Annotated in this window: 19 protein-coding genes and 1 tRNA gene; 9 read left to right on the plus strand and 11 right to left on the minus strand. The window is 59.6% G+C overall.

The features are described 5' to 3' along the window. The first annotated feature begins 89 nt into the window (after window positions 1–89). The 6 genes from GA0061101_RS00220 (at window position 90) to GA0061101_RS00245 (ending at window position 6,308) form a co-directional block, all read left to right on the plus strand. Complete coding sequence (locus tag GA0061101_RS00220) at window positions 90–665, plus strand: polysaccharide biosynthesis/export family protein (protein WP_037194147.1); 576 nt, start codon at window positions 90–92, stop codon at window positions 663–665. Window positions 666–677: 12 nt separating this feature from the next. Next, entirely contained in the window at window positions 678–1,823 is a 1,146-nt protein-coding gene (locus tag GA0061101_RS00225; RefSeq protein WP_092572788.1) for a glycosyltransferase family 4 protein, read from the plus strand. Window positions 1,824–1,899: 76 nt separating this feature from the next. Next, entirely contained in the window at window positions 1,900–3,462 is a 1,563-nt protein-coding gene (locus tag GA0061101_RS00230; RefSeq protein ID WP_047552996.1) for an undecaprenyl-phosphate glucose phosphotransferase, read from the plus strand. Then, window positions 3,459–4,721 (plus strand): O-antigen ligase family protein, encoded by a 1,263-nt coding sequence (locus GA0061101_RS00235; RefSeq protein ID WP_047552993.1) that lies wholly within the window; start codon window positions 3,459–3,461, stop codon window positions 4,719–4,721. Before GA0061101_RS00230 ends, GA0061101_RS00235 begins: the two co-directional genes overlap by 4 nt. Next, entirely contained in the window at window positions 4,718–5,953 is a 1,236-nt protein-coding gene (locus GA0061101_RS00240) for a glycosyltransferase family 4 protein (RefSeq protein WP_047552991.1), read from the plus strand. Before GA0061101_RS00235 ends, GA0061101_RS00240 begins: the two co-directional genes overlap by 4 nt. Before the next feature lie 64 nt (window positions 5,954–6,017). Continuing rightward, window positions 6,018–6,308 (plus strand): helix-turn-helix domain-containing protein, encoded by a 291-nt coding sequence (locus GA0061101_RS00245; RefSeq protein WP_037194136.1) that lies wholly within the window; start codon window positions 6,018–6,020, stop codon window positions 6,306–6,308. Window positions 6,309–6,403: 95 nt separating this feature from the next. Here GA0061101_RS00245 and GA0061101_RS00250 read toward each other — a convergent pair whose 3' ends face one another. Together GA0061101_RS00250 and GA0061101_RS00255 are read right to left on the minus strand one after the other, a co-directional pair. Continuing rightward, a complete protein-coding gene (locus GA0061101_RS00250; RefSeq protein ID WP_234903714.1) occupies window positions 6,404–7,426 on the minus strand; it encodes an extracellular catalytic domain type 1 short-chain-length polyhydroxyalkanoate depolymerase in 1,023 nt (340 codons plus the stop codon). 225 nt (window positions 7,427–7,651) lie between these two features. After that, on the minus strand, window positions 7,652–7,864 hold the full coding sequence (locus tag GA0061101_RS00255; RefSeq protein ID WP_034507606.1) for a hypothetical protein: 213 nt from the start codon (window positions 7,862–7,864) through the stop codon (window positions 7,652–7,654). Window positions 7,865–8,111: 247 nt separating this feature from the next. Here GA0061101_RS00255 and GA0061101_RS00260 point away from each other — a divergent pair, with 247 nt between their 5' ends. After that, on the plus strand, window positions 8,112–8,504 hold the full coding sequence (locus GA0061101_RS00260; RefSeq protein WP_047639202.1) for a hypothetical protein: 393 nt from the start codon (window positions 8,112–8,114) through the stop codon (window positions 8,502–8,504). A gap of 91 nt (window positions 8,505–8,595) precedes the next feature. Beyond that, window positions 8,596–9,291, plus strand: coding sequence for a thermonuclease family protein (locus tag GA0061101_RS00265; RefSeq protein WP_047639201.1), 696 nt, complete (start codon window positions 8,596–8,598; stop codon window positions 9,289–9,291). A 37-nt stretch (window positions 9,292–9,328) separates the two neighbouring features. On the opposite strand, the gene GA0061101_RS00270 is transcribed toward GA0061101_RS00265, so the two are convergent. After that, window positions 9,329–9,405, minus strand: a tRNA-Pro gene (locus GA0061101_RS00270). Between the two features lie 86 nt (window positions 9,406–9,491). Then, window positions 9,492–9,881, minus strand: coding sequence for a BA14K family protein (locus GA0061101_RS00275; RefSeq protein WP_037194129.1), 390 nt, complete (start codon window positions 9,879–9,881; stop codon window positions 9,492–9,494). Between the two features lie 177 nt (window positions 9,882–10,058). On the opposite strand from GA0061101_RS00275, the gene GA0061101_RS00280 reads away from it, so the two are divergent. After that, a complete protein-coding gene (locus GA0061101_RS00280; RefSeq protein WP_037194127.1) occupies window positions 10,059–10,316 on the plus strand; it encodes a hypothetical protein in 258 nt (85 codons plus the stop codon). 88 nt (window positions 10,317–10,404) lie between these two features. Here the strand turns inward: GA0061101_RS00280 and GA0061101_RS00285 are convergent, their stop codons facing one another. The 7 genes from GA0061101_RS00285 to GA0061101_RS00315 form a co-directional block, all read right to left on the minus strand. After that, on the minus strand, window positions 10,405–10,731 hold the full coding sequence (locus GA0061101_RS00285; protein WP_047552981.1) for a hypothetical protein: 327 nt from the start codon (window positions 10,729–10,731) through the stop codon (window positions 10,405–10,407). 261 nt (window positions 10,732–10,992) lie between these two features. Next, window positions 10,993–12,099, minus strand: coding sequence for a porin (locus tag GA0061101_RS00290; RefSeq protein WP_037194124.1), 1,107 nt, complete (start codon window positions 12,097–12,099; stop codon window positions 10,993–10,995). Between the two features lie 371 nt (window positions 12,100–12,470). Continuing rightward, window positions 12,471–13,019, minus strand: coding sequence for a MerR family transcriptional regulator (locus GA0061101_RS00295; protein WP_037194122.1), 549 nt, complete (start codon window positions 13,017–13,019; stop codon window positions 12,471–12,473). A 228-nt stretch (window positions 13,020–13,247) separates the two neighbouring features. Next, complete coding sequence (locus tag GA0061101_RS00300; RefSeq protein ID WP_034507623.1) at window positions 13,248–13,586, minus strand: integration host factor subunit alpha; 339 nt, start codon at window positions 13,584–13,586, stop codon at window positions 13,248–13,250. A 107-nt stretch (window positions 13,587–13,693) separates the two neighbouring features. Further along, a complete protein-coding gene (locus GA0061101_RS00305; protein WP_037194120.1) occupies window positions 13,694–14,665 on the minus strand; it encodes a beta-ketoacyl-ACP synthase III in 972 nt (323 codons plus the stop codon). A gap of 19 nt (window positions 14,666–14,684) precedes the next feature. Beyond that, window positions 14,685–15,731 (minus strand): phosphate acyltransferase PlsX, encoded by a 1,047-nt coding sequence (gene plsX / locus GA0061101_RS00310; protein ID WP_034507627.1) that lies wholly within the window; start codon window positions 15,729–15,731, stop codon window positions 14,685–14,687. Window positions 15,732–15,833: 102 nt separating this feature from the next. Next, a complete protein-coding gene (locus GA0061101_RS00315) occupies window positions 15,834–16,391 on the minus strand; it encodes a YceD family protein (protein WP_037194116.1) in 558 nt (185 codons plus the stop codon). Between the last annotated feature and the right edge of the window lie 7 nt (window positions 16,392–16,398).

Genomic DNA, 16,398 nt, shown 5'->3' on the forward strand with positions numbered 1-16,398 from the left:
TGCGAGAGAATTTTCTTGGCTATTTACCGACCGTTAACCCTAACGGATCGATAACGGCGACAGTGATTTTCCTCTCCTGTGAGCGCGAAATGCCCTTCGCAAAGCCAAAGATTGTTCTGGCACTCGGCATGGCTGCCGTGAGCGCCGCGCTCACCGGCTGCAACACCTATCAGCCTGCGCCGAAGGCCTTCAGCGAAGCCACGATTCAGCCATATACGCTGGATAGCGGCGACCGCCTGCGTGTGACCGTCTTCGATCAGCCAGGCCTGACGAACACCTTCACGGTCGACCAGGCCGGCTATATCGCCTTCCCGCTCATCGGCCAGGTCCCTGCCCGCGGCCGGACGTTGCAGCAGCTCTCCGGCCAGATCGCGCAGAAGCTTCGCCAGGGATATATCCGCGATCCCGACGTGACAATCGATGTCGATCGCTACCGCTCTGTCTATATCATGGGCGAGGTCGGCCAGCCGGGCCAATATTCCTATGTGCCTGGTATGACCGTGCAGAACGCCATAGCAGTCGCCGGCGGCTTCTCCAGCCGCGCCAACCAGGCCAATGCAGACGTCACGCGCAAGATCAACGGCCACGTGATGACCGGGCGCGTCGGCATCTCCGATCCGGTGCTGGCGGGCGATACGATCTATGTCAGAGAACGATTGTTCTGACAGCGCCCGATCATGGCAAAACCGCTCCGTATCCTCCATTGCTTCAGGTCTCCGGTCGGCGGGATCTTCCGCCACGTCCGCGATCTGGCGGAGGAACAGAGCAAAGCGGGACATGAAGTCGGCATCCTTTGCGACAGCCTCACCGGCGGGGAGCATGAGGACCGGCTGTTCGACGACATCGCCCCCTTTCTGGCACTCGGCGTGACCCGTCTGCCTATCCGGCGTCAAATCAGCCTCTCCGACGCGACGACGCTTTGGCGCGGTTACAAGAAAATCAAGAGTTTGCGGCCGGATGTGCTGCACGGGCATGGCGCCAAGGGCGGCCTGCTTGCGCGCGTTCTCGGCTCGATCCTGCGGGTGAACAGGTATCGCGTAGCCCGCCTTTATACTGCGCATGGCGGCAGCCTGCATTTTTCGCGCAGTTCGCCACAGGGAATGCTGGTGCACAGCCTGGAGCGGATACTGGAATTTCTGACCGACGGTCTGATCTTCATCTGCGATTTCGAGCGCCGCACCTACGAAAGGAAAGTCGGCAAGCCGCGCACGCGCTCGGTCATGATCTACAACGGCATCAGCGAGAGGGATTTTCGCAATATACCCACACGATCGGACTCCGTGCATTTCGTCTATATCGGCATGATGCGGGACCTGAAGGGTCCCGATCTGTTTATGGACGCTTTCGCAAAGACAGAGCGGCGGATCGGCAGGCCACTATCCGCACTGATGATCGGCGATGGTCCGGACAGGGACAGATACCGCGCCATGATGATCGAGCAGGGTCTCGGTCACCGTATCGGCATGCTGCCGGCCATGCGTGTACACGAAGCCTTTTCGATGTCTCAAAACGTCGTCGTTCCCTCGCGCGCCGAGGCCATGCCCTACATCGTTCTGGAAGCGCTTGCCGCAGGAAAGACGGTGATCGCTTCGCGCGTCGGCGGCATTCCCGAGGCGCTCGGAGAAAATAGCGCGGCGCTCGCCGAACCCGACGACGCCGACGATCTGGCGCGCGTCATGGCCGAAGCGATCACGGAACCGGACTGGGGCAGCCGCAACATGCCGAATACCCAGGCGATCCGCTCGGCCTTTTCAGCCTCCGTCATGGCAAGAGATACTTTGCACCTGTATCATAATATACTTGGATTAGACGGAGAACATTAGAATACAAGCAAGTGGTGTAAGCGTTTTTTAGCTGATATCTGCTAGGCCAATTCCGGTAACGACCGGATGAATTGCCATGAACAACATCGACAAGTCCGAGCAGTTTAACTTGGACAATATTCGCAAGCAGGTTTCCGAAATCCGCACACGTGGCGCCGAAGAAGCCCGCAGCGAGCGTCCGGCCGGCGAAATCAATGCCTATGCGCTGCAGATCGCCGAACAATTTCGCGAAGGCAATCAGACGCCGGCCATCATCATAGGGCAATATCGGCTCTTCGAATTCCTGTCGCTGCTTGCGGTCGGCCTGGCGATCCTCTTCTTCGGGATGACGACGGACGGTCATCCCTTCCTCTCGAAAGCCGTGGTGACCGTCGCGCTCAGTGGCCTCGCGATCGTCTTTCTGCAGGTCGCCGACGCATACCAGATCCCGATTTTGCGTGCGCCGCAGCGTTTCCTGCAACGAATTCTCGGGCCATGGGCAGCGGCCTTCATCGTCATGACCCTTGCCCTCCTCCCGTTCGACGTCAACAATATCTATTCGTTCCGCCTTCTCGGCATCTGGTTCGCGACAGGCGCGGTGTTTCTTTTGGTTGCCCGCCTGGTCTTCGCATACGGCATCCGTCATTGGGCCCGCAACGGCGTCATGGAAAGACGCGCCGTCATCGTCGGCGGCGGCGAGCCGGCCAAGGAGCTGATCCGCGCGCTCGAGCATCAGATTGACAATGATATACGCATCTGCGGCATCTTCGATGATCGCGGCGAAAAGCGCTCGCCCGTCATGGTCGCCGGTTATCCGAAGCTGGGCACGGTTTCCGAGTTGGTCGAGTTCGCTCGGCTCACGCGCATAGACATGCTGATCATCGCGCTGCCGATCAGCGCCGAAGAACGCATTCTGCAATTGCTAAAGATGCTCTGGGTGCTGCCCGTCGACATTCGGCTTGCTGCGCATGCCAACAAGCTGCGCTTCCGCCCGCGCGCCTATTCGCATGTGGGCGCAGTGCCGATGCTCGATATCTTCAACAAGCCGATCCGCGATTGGGATGGCGTCGCCAAGCGCATCTTCGATGTCCTCTTCAGCGTGCTGGCGCTTACGCTTCTTTGGCCGATCATGCTCGGCGCGGCGATTGCCGTGAAGACGACGTCGAAAGGGCCCGTATTCTTCATGCAGAAGCGCCACGGCTTCAACAACGAGATCATCAAGGTCTTGAAGTTCCGCTCCATGTATACGCACATGAGCGACCCGACCGCCCGCAACGCCGTCACCAAGAACGATCCTCGCGTCACGCCTGTCGGACGCTTCATCCGCAAGACCTCGATCGATGAGCTGCCGCAGCTCTTCAACGTGTTGCTTGGCAATCTCTCGCTCGTCGGCCCGCGACCGCACGCCGTGCTCGCCGCCAGCCACAATCGCACCTATTCCGATGTCGTCGAAGGTTATTTCGCTCGCCATCGCGTCAAGCCCGGCGTGACCGGCTGGGCACAGATCAACGGTTGGCGGGGCGAAATCGACAGCGACGACAAGATCAAGTTCCGTACCGCATACGACCTCTATTACATCGAGAACTGGTCGCTGGCGTTCGATCTGAAGATCCTCTTCCTGACGCCGTTCCGTCTGCTCAATACGGAAAACGCCTATTGACCGCGATCGACCTCCCATCGTCTCGCGTCGCGCAGCCGCAGCTCGCCACAATACGGCTGATCGGAACGGCCGGCGTCGCCTTCGGAGTGTTCCTGTCGGGCTTCGTGATCGCGGAACCCGCCCCCTATGAGCTGTGGCTCGCCTTTCTCATCGGCACCTGGTTCATTCTCGGGCTGAAGATATCCCGCAGCGTCGCGCCGCTTCTGGCCCTGTTTCTGGCCTTCAATGTCGGCGGCATGCTGTCGATCACGCAGATGCGCAATCTCGACGCCAGCGACCATCTCGACGGTCCTGTCTATATCGCCGTCTCCACCTTCCTGGCACTCAGCTCCGTCTTCTATGCTGCCATCATCGAGGACGGTGAAAAGCGGCTGAAGCTGATCTTCAATACCTGGGTCGTGGCAGCGCTGATCACGGCGAGCCTCGGTATTCTCGGCTATTTCCACGCCGTTCCCGGCTTCGATATCTTCACCCGCTACGACCGCGCGATGGGTGCGTTCCAGGATCCGAACGTCTTCGGTCCCTATCTGGTGACACCGAGCATATACCTCATGCACGGTATCTTGATCGGCGATCTGAAGAAGGCGCCGATCAAGGGCATCTGCCTGTTCATTCTGGCCTTCGGCATCTTCCTTTCCTTCTCCCGCGCCGCCTGGGCCCTGTTTGCCTTCGCCTCGGCGATGCTGATCTTCTGTATGCTGCTGAAGCACCGCAGCAACGCATTCCGGCTGCGCATCCTTGTCATGTCGCTGACCGCGATCATTCTCATGGTCGTCCTGCTCGTCGTCGCGCTGCAATTCCATCAGGTCAGCGACCTGTTCTCCACGCGTACCCAACTCGTGCAGGACTATGACGGCGGCCACCTCGGCCGTTTCGAACGTCATCGCATCGGCTTCATGATGTCCATGGAGCGGCCGCTCGGCATAGGGCCACTGGTCTTCGGCAAACTCTTTCGCGAGGACGAGCACAATACCTGGCTGAAGACGCTGACCACCTACGGCTGGCTCGGCTTCTTCTGCTGGATCAGCATGATCTGCTGGACCATCTATATCGGCTTTCGCAATCTCCTGAAGGAACGGCCCTGGCAGCCCTACGTGATGATCGCCTGGATCGTCATTCTCGGCCATGTCGGCATCGGCAATGTCATCGATACCGACCACTGGCGCCATCTCTACATGTTGATCGGCATCGTCTGGGGCTGCGGCGCCCTCGAGCGGAAGTATCAGCGTAGCTCGAGCCGAAGGGAAGCAGCACCGTGAACATTCATAGTGGCACCAAGCGTCTGTCGCTGCTGCAGGTTCTCGAGCCGAGCGGCGGCGGCTCCGGACGGCATTTCCTCGATCTGTGCCGGGCTATGCAGCGGCGCGGTCATTCGGTCACCGCCGTCTATTCGCCGCTGCGCGCCGAGGCCGCCTTCGTCGCAGAGCTCGAAGGCATGGGCCTCGACAACGTCATTCCGCTTGCCATGCGGCGCGCTCCGGGTCCCTGGGATATCACCGCATGGTGGCATCTGCGCAAGATCGCAGCCCTTAATGGACCGTTCGATCTGATCCACGGCCATAGCTCGAAGGCCGGGGCATTGACACGATTGCGGCTGCCGGGACGACATGTGCCGGTCCTTTACACGCCGCACGCCTTTCGCACCATGGACCCGACGCTCGGCTCGAGGGGCCGATTGATCTATGGCGGCATCGAGCGCTTTCTCGGCAGCCGGCTGACCGACCGCCTGATCTGCGTCTCCCGCGACGAATATAACCACGCGCTGTCGTTGGGCATTCCCGAAGCGCGTCTGCGCATCGTCGTCAATGGCGTCAGTGCACCGCCAACCAGCCAACGCGCTGCCATCCGCACCCGCTACGGCATCCCTCAGGACGCCCTCCTCTTCGGTTTCGTCGGCCGATTGACCCCGCAGAAAGCGCCGGAGCGGCTTGTCAAAGCTTTTTCCCGCATCGCCCATGGCTTGCCGCAGGCGCATTTGTTGATGATCGGGATCGGGGAACTTGCGGAAGCCGTCAACGACATGATCAGGGCCGCCGGGCTGGCGCACCGCGCCCGCCTTGACGGCAGCATACCGGGCGTTACCGCCATCGATGCGTTCGATGTCGTTGTTATGCCGAGCCGATATGAGGCAATGTCCTATGTAATGCTGGAAGCGGCGTCGGCAGGAAAGCCGCTGGTACTGGCAGATGTCGGCGGCGCACGCACGGTGCTGGAGCCCGATAGGAACGGCTACATCGTACCGAACAGCGACGATCCCGCGGAACTTGCCGCCGCGATGTCGCACTTTGCCGACCCCAATCTGCTGGCACGCATTGCCGCCGAAGCACGCCGCCGCAAGGACGGCTATACGCTCGACGGTATGGCCGATGCGACCGAGGAGATCTATTACGACCTGCTCGGCTATCCTGCCCCCGTTCGCCTGGAACGGCAGGAAAAAGTCCCGTTGCCTGAGATCGCCAAAGAGCGGACGAAGAGCGCTGCCGCATTCTAAACTCGAACGCGGTTTCCATCCGAAATGAGTTCCGATTTTCCGGCTTATGCGATACAGTTAAACCATGATTACATCAGCACAATTACGCGGCGCGCGCGCCATGCTCGGACTGACGGCGGAGACGCTCGCCAGCGAGAGCAAGCTTCCGGTGTCGACGATCGAAGCCCTGGAAACGGATGCCAATTCCGCAGATGCCAAGGCGCTTGCCACGGTTCGCTCCGTCCTTGAAACCCGCGGCGTTCTGTTCCTTGCCAGCGGCGGCGATGACGCCGGCGGCGCCGGCGTCCGCTTCAAGCATTGGGCCGAGGATGGCAGCATCCGGCCGGAAAACCTGAACGCCACCAATGATGATTGACGGCCGGAGCGGTTATGCGTTTCGCCGAACCGCTCTACGGCATTGTTTTTCCGCCATTCCAGACGGCAAACTGCCGCAGTTTTCTTGCTGTGGCTCTAGGCCGCTAGCCCCCAGCTCTTGACCAGTTGCTCCGGCGCGGAAACGGCCGCGGCCAGGATGAAGCGCTCGGTATCGTTTGCCGGTTCCCGGCCCTCGATGACCGAACCGACCGGCAAGCCATGGCCGAAATCGTTCAGCGTGACGAGTTCCAGGATCATGTTGCCATAATCGTCGCGCCATTCGCGCCGCTCGCCGCCTTCGAAAAGGCGCAGGCGGCCCTTGGTCTGCGGACGATCGCGCACGGCAAGCCACTGAGCGACCGACGCTTCCGCGTTGGCAAAGGACACGACATCGTCGGCATCGCCATGCCAGATGGAAACAACGGGATAGCTGCGGGCATTCGGAGAGACCTCGCGAACGAGATCGGCCCATTTTTCGGCCGTACGCGTGGAGCCGCGATTCATGACATCCATAGCCGACATGGCATCGCGAGCGGCTCCAAAAGGCAAGCCGCCGATGACGGCACCCGCGGCAAACAGCTCCGGATAGGTCACAAGCAGCGCCGCGGCCATGGCGCCGCCGGCAGACAGACCCATGACGAAAATCCTGTTATCGTCAATCTCGTGCAGCCGTCGGCTGGAATCGATCATCTCGCGGATGGAACCGAGCTCGCCACGGTCGCGCGTCACCATGCTCGGGCGAAACCAGTTGAAACACAGATTGGGATTGTTCGATGTCTTCTGCTCGGCGTAAAGCACGGCAAACCCGTGCTGACGAGCCAGAGCCGACCAGCCGCTGGCGCGATCGAAATCCTCGGCATTCTGATGACACCCGTGCAGGACGACGACGAGCGGCATCGGCCCTTTGATGCCCGGCGGCACATATTCGAGCATGCGAAGATCGCCTGGATTGCGACCGAACCACAAAACTTCCGTCAGTTGCTGCGGCACCGGGCGCGTGGGGACGCGACGACGCGGTGGCGGAGATTGCGGCCGTGTCGCCGGAAACATGAGCTGCGGCAGCTCGACGGAATCGACAAGCAGGCGGCGAAGCCGGCTCGGAACTTTGAAATTCATCATGGACCTTTCAGATTCTCCGCGCCCGCCGCTAGTGGTTTTCCTCCGTCGCGGCAGCCGCGCACTGTCCCCCAGGGGGCTCAGTGACATCGAGAGACAGACTCTCTTTGTGCAATGCAGCAAATATAGGATGGCGGTGCAGCTTCGAACAGGCACAAAGCATCATTGCTGCTATGTGAAATCAGCTTAAATCGATTAGATTCAGGGTCATAAAAAAGCGCGGTTGTGTCAGAAATAAGCCCTTGCAAGCGCAAGAAGCTTGGCGTCGTCCTTCACGCCCTGACGGTAAAGCTGGATGATCAATGCACCCAAGCGCTCGGCTTCCGGACTGCGCGGGTTCATGCCACGATCCTGACAGACAGCGTCAAGCACCTTCTCCAGACGGTCGAGATCGTCCGAAAACAAAGGTAAATCCCGTGGATGTATGGGGGTTTCCAACATTTGCGCTGCCTCGTCCTTCGGGCAGAAGCACGCAACAACTTCGCCGGTGCCCGCTAATACCCGACGATACCACTAGACTATGCTCCTTGGCCGCGGGCTTGGCAAGGAAGCTTTTGCGCGATCGCCGCCACTAATGCATTTCTGATTCGCAAACCGGGCGGCAATCCCGCCAACGCTACAATTTTAAGTTACGCCATCACCAAGCCTTCATCCGCATTTGCGACAACGGCGCAAACGGAGAGATGATATGACCAGATTTTTTATCCCGGCCATTGTCGGCCTGTTACTCGCCAGCACGGCCCTGCCGGCCCTTGCACAGAACTTTCAGAACCTTCCCTTGCGCAATCCTCGTCAGCCGCCGGAAGGATATATTTCCGTGCAGTCGGGAATATCGCTTTCCTATTCGGTACCGGACGGCGACAACGAGGAGCAGCAGGAGAAGGCTTTGAAATCCTTCTACAAGATCGCCGCGAGCAGCTGCGCGACCTTGCTCGATACCATTGCCGACGCCTGCGAGATCAGCGCGATGTCGAGCAATACCGCGGTCAACAGTCCCGACGGCCGCGGGCCGAGGCTCTCGGTAAACGGACAGGTGACGATGTCGGTCAAACTGAAGCCGGCCACCGCACCAGCGAAATAGGAATCCCTGCTCCCGATAGTCAATGATGCGAAAGCCAACGGATCGGTAAGAAATCGCGGCGATAATCCCCTCGCAATTGAGGGATGATACCATGGCGAAAGCGAAACGGCGCACACGGCGCAAGCCGCAATCCAGGGCGGGCAATTCGATGTGGCTGTGGGGTGTCGTCGGCCTGGCGGCCGTGGCCGGCATCTACGCCTACCAGCATCGCAAGGAGATGCCGTCGATGCTCGCCCATGCAGGCGCGGTCGCTGCCATGCCGCATGTGGCACAGGAAGCGCCGGTGCCGGCAACCAGGCCGAAGGTCAAGACCGTCGCGGTCGCTCCGGAACCGCGTGCGACATCCGCCCTGCCCGTGCCGCCAGCCGCCATTCCCGTCGCGATGCCGATCAGCAGGATGCCGATCGAACGGCCAGTGCCCGGCTTACGGGGCCAGACCGGCGGCCGGTTTGTGCTTTGTGGCGCCGGCTCGGGAACGAACTGCGTGGTTGATGGCAACACGTTCTGGCAGGATGGCGTCAGGATCCAGCTGGCCGACATTGACGTGCCATACACCGATGCCGCGCGCTGTCCGAGCGAGAGGCAGAAGGCCGTGGCCGCGAAACTGCGGCTGCAGGCCCTCCTCAATGACGGAACCTTCGTACTTTCCGGCAGCAATCGCAGCGATGACCAGAATGGCGGCAAACTGCGCATCGCCATGCGCGCGGGCCGCTCGATCGGCGATCAACTCGTCTCAGAAGGACTCGCGCGGCGCTGGACGGGCCAGCCATCCTCGTGGTGCAGCTAAATCACTGGAAATTCGATTGGGAGCTCAAGGAGATAAATGGTCGGGGCGACAGGATTTGAACCTGCGACCCCTTGACCCCCAGTCAAGTGCGCTACCGGGCTGCGCTACGCCCCGACCTGCCGAAACGGCTTGTTTCGTTTAGAGTTTAGAGTTTCGCGACGCAAGCGAAAAGTGGCGGGCCGCTCAGAAAAAGTTCCGGCTCAACGGCACTCGCGTCTCGGCCCCCGGCTCGGTTGATAGCTATTGTCCGAGGCGCGGTAGGAGCTGTAGCGGCTTGCGCAGGCGCGGGCATGGCCGTCGTAATAGCCTCGGGCGCGTTGCCCGCTGAACAGCGTGCCTGTCACGAAGGATTTGAAGAGCACGCCGCTGTCCGAATTGTCATCATAATAGCTATCGGAACCATGACGCCGATGGCCACCGCTCCAGTGATTATGATTGTGCCAATGGCCATGGCCGTGAACCTGAATGACGTCGGACTTTTCAGGCACCGACAGCGCCGGCATGGTGATGGCACCGGCCGGCATGGCGGCGACAGCCGCCAGCAGCAAACCAAAGCCCACGGCAGTCATCGACCTGGCAATCGTAAACATATGCGCCTCCTTCGAAATCCGGCAGCGGCGCCAAGCACATATGCGTGAGACAGCCTTGTCGCCGAACGCTTCAATATTACCTCTATATAGTGATTTGGACCCAAGCTCACAGATGCCCTTTCGTCTTTATTGCGAGACGGAATTAAGAGAATAAGAAGCGATCGGAAAGTTGAGGCAATGAAACCCCTGATAGCCCTGATGCTATGCGCACCGCTGCTTGCCGCATGCACCACAGCCCAGCCATTGGAACCGATTCCCGGCAGCATTACCTATCACGGCCAGCCGCACATGAAGCTGACGCAATCGCCGCCCGGCACACGGCTGCAGCATCACTTCACCAATCAATGGGGCCAGGATGTCTTTGAAACCTACATCATCCAGCCTGACCGCAGCCTGAAGCTGGTCAGCCGAGAGGAGATGACTCAGCCGTTCTAAGAGCGACCGGAAACATGAAAACTCCACCAGCGGGAGAAGCCGGCGGAGTTTTTGTTTCGACATGTGAGCGATCGGGCTATCGCGATGCCTACCAGCAGCGATAGCAGCGACGGTAATACGGGCGGTCATAATAGCCGCGGTGATGGTGATCACTGGCTGCGGCGCCGACAAGAACACCACCGATGATACCGGCGGCGGCAAGAGCGGCTGCCTGATTTTCAGCTTGCTGCGCCTGGACGCGATTTGCCTGGTAAGTGGCGCCGACGCAGCGATTGTAGCGCTGCGAACCGGGGCGGAAACCCTGTGACTGGCACGTCATTTCAGCATTCATCGCAGATTCCTGCGGTGTCTGACAGCTCGATAGAATAGTGGTTACGGCGACGAGGCTCGCCGCTACGGTGGCACGTATACGCATATTCCCTCCGGCAATTTATAGTACAACCCTGGGACAAGGAAATACAGCCAACGGTAAGTCTTAGCAAGCCAATGCGGTCAGGCAACGCGCAAAAACCGGCAGAATCCCTCAAAATCACGCGCAAAGATGGTATCGTGCTTAACGGGTTCAGCCCGTCAACGGGAGCGGCAAAACAAAAGGCCCCGCCTGGCGGCAGGGCCTTGAGATCCGCTTGCGTCTGCGGCCTTACTCGAAAGGCCGAGACATCCGGTTCATTTCCGATCAGAAATTCCGCTCGAAACGGAGGATACCGGCGACGGTATCGTCGTTGATGAAGTCGTAGTGAACGTAGGTCAATTCCGGCTCGATCAGGAAATCCTTGACCGGGTTGAACTTGAGGTTCGTGGTCGCCTCGAAGATCTTCGATTCGGTATAGGCAAGCTGCAGATTCCACTTCAGCTTGTCGTTGACCGGAACGCCGACGCCACCCCAAACTGCCCAGTCACCCCAGCCGCACTTGGCCGCATTGACCGCACCGCTCGACGTCGTGCAAGCGGAGACGTCCTGGTTGGTGCCGGCATACTTGTTCAGCTTGTCGCCGTCCGTGTTCCAGCCACCCATCAGGAAGGCTTCCACAGCGCCGAATTTGGCATCGATGCGCGCCTTGATGGCGCCTTCTTCGACGATGGAATCATAACCGCCGACGACCTTGAAGCCCCAGTTACCCACCTTGTAGCCGAAGCCGGCGACGGCATCGGGAGCGTAGTGGTTGGACTTGTCGTCCGTCCACCAGCCAGCGCCATAAGATGCACTGCCGTCGGAGGTGGAGTAGCTGTCTTCGAGCGAGACCACAGCCGTGAAGCCGTTGCCCGCATCGTAGTTGTAGGTCAACTGGTTCAGTTCATACGGGCCGTCATAGATCACGTCGTCGTTGATGACGTCGCCAGCGTAACCAACGTATAGGTTGTACTGCGAATCGAGCTTACCAACCGTGAAGCCGCCGAGGCTGATATTGGCGAACAGCAGCTTGGCGCTGGTCGCATTTCCATCGTTCCACTCCCAACGGAAGATGGTGTTGGTCTTCAGCGGACCGTATTCTGTGTCGGTCGCAGTATCGACATTGAGTTCCACACGCTCATGCCACATCGTGCCGACCCGGCTGTTCGGATTGTAGGCGTCGTACCACTCGCCTTCGGTACGGACCTTGCCGCCGACTTTCAGGCAGGTTTCGGTACCGGGGATATAAAAATAACCGGTGCCGTAGGCATCGCAGATGCGGACATATTCAAGCGGCTCGGGCTCGGCCGCAACGATTGCGTCAGCAGCGTGGGCAGCGCTCGCTGCGGCGATGGCAGCGGCGGAGCCAAGAAGAAGGCTCTTGATGTTCATGATGTCTCCATTCGACTATCCATCAGGGATGGACCTCAAGGCAGATAACATCACACCCCTCCATGGCCTGACTGGGTGTTCCCCTATTACAGGGCGAAGCACGAGGCTTCGGTTTCAAACTGAACCCGCCGCCAAAGTCGGACAAGTTAATAAGGCTGCCGAACTATTTTTTACAACGCAAAAGGGTAGCAAATGTGACAAAAATATCACGCACTGTAGCTGACTATATGGGCGAGCATCCCGATGCCTTTCCCAAAGGTGCGCAACGCAAGCATACACATGTTTCGGTTGTACTTCCGTTGAAAAACGCAAGGCATGCCCTTGGACACTCTACCGAACGACGCTGGCGATGCCGCCGACCGGACTTCGCTCTATCGCACCTGATCGAGCAGACGTTTACACTCCAGCAGGTCATAGAGCGTTTCCTGAAGCAACGCCCGATCCTCCTTGCCGACACTGGACTTGCCGAGCGAGACATCCGGCACGCCGTCCTCCCCGCTGACGAAATTAAAGAAACGACGGCTTATCGGCGCCTTGGCGCGCCCGACAATCTGGTCGTCTTCCGGATTGGTGGAACCGACACGCGGTTCGACTGGAGCAGGCTCCTGCGCCGCCCCGGCAAGTGCCTCGACGCTGGCGAGATCCCCGTGCCCGACGGCGATAACGAACTTGTTGCCGTTGGTTTTCAGAAGCTTCTGAACGCCTTTGATCGTATAGCCGTGATCGTACAGCAGATGGCGGATGCCATTCAGGAGGTCGACATCCTCCGGCCGGTAGTAGCGCCTGCCGCCGCCACGCTTCATCGGCTTGATTTGCAGAAAGCGTGTTTCCCAGAACCGTAGGACATGTTGCGGCAGGTCAAGGTCTTCGGCAACTTCGCTGATCGTGCGAAATGCATCCGGGCTCTTGTCCATCATCATACTCCCACAGCGCGACTACGGCGCCATTCGCGCCAAATCACGCAAGACCTGATATTGGCGCCGCATCCTATCATGATGCGACTCACCATATTTCAACGGTTTGCCAGGAGAAATTCAAGTCATCTCTTCGGCCGCTACACAAGCAAACTGCAAAAAGCCAGAGAAATACATCCAAAAAGCGTCGCATCGCAGGCACCCTGCCGATGGGAAACAAATGGCGTGAACGGATCAGGAGGCCGGATTTACCGGTCTGGCTTTCGCCTTGCGGCTCGCATGAGCCTTGAGGATGCGGGTCTTCAGGACGTTGGATGCCTTGAAAGTCATGACGCGCCGTGGAGAGATCGGAACTTCCTCGCCGGTCTTCGGATTTCGCCCGACGCGTTCATTCTTATCACGCACCTGAAAAGTCGCGAATGAGGAGAGCTTTACGGTTTCTCCACGCACGATGGCGTTGCAAATTTCATCGATAACTGTCTCGACGAGTTCCGCCGACTCCGTCCGGGAGAGACCGACTTTCCGGAATACCGACTCCGCCAGATCTGCGCGCGTCACTGTCTTGCCCGTCATAGCTCCCCGCCCATATTGATAGGTAATCTTATTCAAGCCGTACGAGACTATTGCCCTTGCGCCAAACGGTCAAGCTCTTGTTCGGAATCGGCTTTTAGAGATGAGGCCTACCAGCGCAGCAGCACTGCGCCCCAGGTGAAACCGCCGCCCATGGCTTCCAGCATGACCAGATCGCCCTTCTTGATTCGTCCGTCGCCGGCAGCAACCGCGAGGGCCAGCGGGATCGAAGCGGCCGACGTATTGCCATGGAGATCGACGGTGATCACAACCTTCTCGGGAGCAATTCCGAGCTTTTTGGCGGACCCGTCGATGATGCGCCTGTTCGCCTGATGCGGCACCAGCCAGTCAAGGTCGTCAGCAGTCGCGCCGGCGGCCTTAAAGGCGGCCTCGATAACGTCGGTGATCATGCCGACTGCGTGTTTGAACACCTCGCGTCCCGCCATATGCAGCACGCCGACCGTTCCCGTCGAGGAGGGACCGCCGTCGACATAGAGCTTGTCCTTGTGGGCACCATCCGAACGCAGGCTTGCCGTCAGCACGCCGCGGTCACGGTTTGTGCCGCTCCCTTCGCCTGCCTCGAGGATCAGCGCACCGGCGCCGTCACCGAAGAGAACGCAGGTCGTGCGGTCGGTCCAGTCGAGGATGCGGGAGAACGTTTCGGCGCCGATGACGAGCACGCGCTTGGCAAGGCCGCCGCGAATGTAGGCGTCGGCGGTCGTCACGGCATAGACGAACCCGGTACAGACGGCCTGGACGTCGAAGGCGAAGCCATGATGCATGCCGAGCCGGTTCTGGATATTCACCGCGGTGGCGGGAAACGTGTTGTCTGGCGTCGAGGTGGCGACGATGATCAAATCGAGATCATCGGGCGTCAGCCCGGCGTTGGTGAGGGCGGCGCGTGCCGCCTGCTCCCCCAACGAAGCCGTGGTTTCGCCTTCGCCTGCAATGTGGCGCTGGCGAATGCCAGTGCGCTGGACAATCCAGTCGTCGTTGGTGTCGACAACCTGTTCCATCTCTGCATTGGTCATGACACGCTTGGGGAGCGCCGCCCCAAATCCGCGGACAACTGAACGGATCATTCTGCTTATACCCCGTCGCTCATGCCGCTTCCGGCCCGATGGGGGGCAGCCGTTTAGCATGATACTTCTTCAAATCGTTTTCGATTTTCTGCGTAAGCCCGTTCTTGGCCATGTCGTAGCCGACATCGATGGCGGCTGCAAAGGCTTCCGCATTCGCGCCACCGTGGCTCTTGATGACAATGCCGTTGAGGCCGAGGAAAACGCCGCCATTGACCTTGCTGGGGTCCAGCTTCTCGCGCAGCAGGTCGAAAGCTCCCTTGGCGAAGATATAGCCAATGCGGGCCAGCAGCGTGCGCGTCATCGCCGAGCGCAAATAGGAACCGATCTGCTTTGCCGTACCTTCCGCAGCCTTCAGGGCGATGTTGCCGGAGAAGCCTTCCGTGACCACGACATCGACCGTACCCTTGCCGATATCGTCGCCCTCGACGAAGCCGGAATATTCCAGCGATTCGAGATTGGCCTCCCGGATCAGGCGGCCAGCATCCTTGACCTCCTCCTGCCCCTTGATTTCTTCGACGCCTACATTGAGCAGGCCGACAGTCGGGCGCTCGATCTCGAAAAGCGCGCGTGCCATCGCACCGCCCATCAGGGCAAAATCAAGCAGCTGCTGCGCGTCCGCGCCAATGGTGGCGCCGACATCGAGCACGATGCTTTCGCCGCGCAGCGTCGGCCAGATTGCGGCGATCGCCGGACGTTCGATATTGGCCATGGTGCGCAAGCAGAATTTCGCCATTGCCATCAGCGCCCCGGTATTGCCGGCAGACACCACGACGTCGGCGGCCCCCACTTTCACCGCTTCGATGGAACGCCACATGCTGGACACGTAGCGGCCGCGGCGCAGCGCCTGGCTCGGCTTCTCGTCCATGCTGATGGCAACATCGCATTCGTGAAAGGCAGATCTTTCCCGAAGCTTCGGATATTTGGCAAGGATCGCCTCGCAGCGATCCTTTTGTCCATACATGAGGAAAGTGATGTCGGGATGCCTATCCAGCGCCTTGGCCGCGCCGGGAACAACAACCTCAGGGCCGAAGTCGCCACCCATTAGGTCAAGAGAAATTCTGATCACGCGTCCCTAGTCCTTTTTGTCCGCCGGGCCTGGCGAATTTGGCGTCAAAATACCGTTTTCTCCCTCGGTTACAACTGAATTGTGCTCAGTTGCCATCGGAGTCTATTCCTTTTTCCAGTCTTTCAGAACGGCGAATGGGGAAGGTTTCCTGTCATTTTCGCCGGCGTCTTCGATGTGCCCTTCGAACTCGACATCGGGCTTGCGCGGATAAGGGTCGATGGCAAGCGCCGCGAACTCAGCAACGACCGCACCGGCATCGATCGTGTCGCCTGTGAACGTGTCGGGAAGGTCCGGTCCATCGGGATCGAGCACCATTTCACCCGCAGCCACCGAGGGCGCGCGCGCCAGCTTGGAATCCTCCGGTACGAAAATATGCTCGAAATTCTCGTCGATGTCAGATTCGACCGGATCAAGCGTGACGACGCATGCCTGGACGAGCTTTGCCCTTACATTGCCCTTGATCCGCACGCCGTCACGCTTCCAGCGCGAGATCTTCAGATCCGCTTCGAGCTTTTCCACGGAAAGGACATCCCAAAGCGCCGCCAAGCCCGCAAGTTCGCGATCATCCGCCTCGACATGCACATCCACCGGATTGGCGGAGATATGGCCAACCTTCACCGGATAGGAAAACGGCGTTTCATCGGAGTTGTGTGTTTTCATTTTTTGC

It is taken from the genome of Martinezella lusitana, from assembly GCF_900094565.1.
GTDB lineage: Bacteria > Pseudomonadota > Alphaproteobacteria > Rhizobiales > Rhizobiaceae > Rhizobium > Rhizobium lusitanum.

Bases quoted from the DNA above. Each gene is read 5' to 3' on its own strand.
- GA0061101_RS00300 (WP_034507623.1), bottom strand. From the start codon at position 13,586: ATGACGGGCAAGACAGTGACGCGCGCAGATCTGGCGGAGTCGGTATTC.
- GA0061101_RS00255 (WP_034507606.1), bottom strand. From the start codon at position 7,864: ATGTTGGAAACCCCCATACATCCACGGGATTTACCTTTGTTTTCGGAC.
- GA0061101_RS00245 (WP_037194136.1), top strand. From the start codon at position 6,018: ATGATTACATCAGCACAATTACGCGGCGCGCGCGCCATGCTCGGACTG.
- GA0061101_RS00230 (WP_047552996.1), top strand. From the start codon at position 1,900: ATGAACAACATCGACAAGTCCGAGCAGTTTAACTTGGACAATATTCGC.
- GA0061101_RS00250 (WP_234903714.1), bottom strand. From the start codon at position 7,426: ATGATGAATTTCAAAGTTCCGAGCCGGCTTCGCCGCCTGCTTGTCGAT.
- GA0061101_RS00275 (WP_037194129.1), bottom strand. From the start codon at position 9,881: ATGTTTACGATTGCCAGGTCGATGACTGCCGTGGGCTTTGGTTTGCTG.
- GA0061101_RS00225 (WP_092572788.1), top strand. From the start codon at position 678: ATGGCAAAACCGCTCCGTATCCTCCATTGCTTCAGGTCTCCGGTCGGC.
- GA0061101_RS00260 (WP_047639202.1), top strand. From the start codon at position 8,112: ATGACCAGATTTTTTATCCCGGCCATTGTCGGCCTGTTACTCGCCAGC.
- GA0061101_RS00290 (WP_037194124.1), bottom strand. From the start codon at position 12,099: ATGAACATCAAGAGCCTTCTTCTTGGCTCCGCCGCTGCCATCGCCGCA.
- GA0061101_RS00285 (WP_047552981.1), bottom strand. From the start codon at position 10,731: ATGCGTATACGTGCCACCGTAGCGGCGAGCCTCGTCGCCGTAACCACT.
- GA0061101_RS00280 (WP_037194127.1), top strand. From the start codon at position 10,059: ATGAAACCCCTGATAGCCCTGATGCTATGCGCACCGCTGCTTGCCGCA.
- GA0061101_RS00305 (WP_037194120.1), bottom strand. From the start codon at position 14,665: ATGATCCGTTCAGTTGTCCGCGGATTTGGGGCGGCGCTCCCCAAGCGT.
- GA0061101_RS00265 (WP_047639201.1), top strand. From the start codon at position 8,596: ATGGCGAAAGCGAAACGGCGCACACGGCGCAAGCCGCAATCCAGGGCG.
- GA0061101_RS00315 (WP_037194116.1), bottom strand. From the start codon at position 16,391: ATGAAAACACACAACTCCGATGAAACGCCGTTTTCCTATCCGGTGAAG.
- GA0061101_RS00295 (WP_037194122.1), bottom strand. From the start codon at position 13,019: ATGATGATGGACAAGAGCCCGGATGCATTTCGCACGATCAGCGAAGTT.
- GA0061101_RS00220 (WP_037194147.1), top strand. From the start codon at position 90: ATGCCCTTCGCAAAGCCAAAGATTGTTCTGGCACTCGGCATGGCTGCC.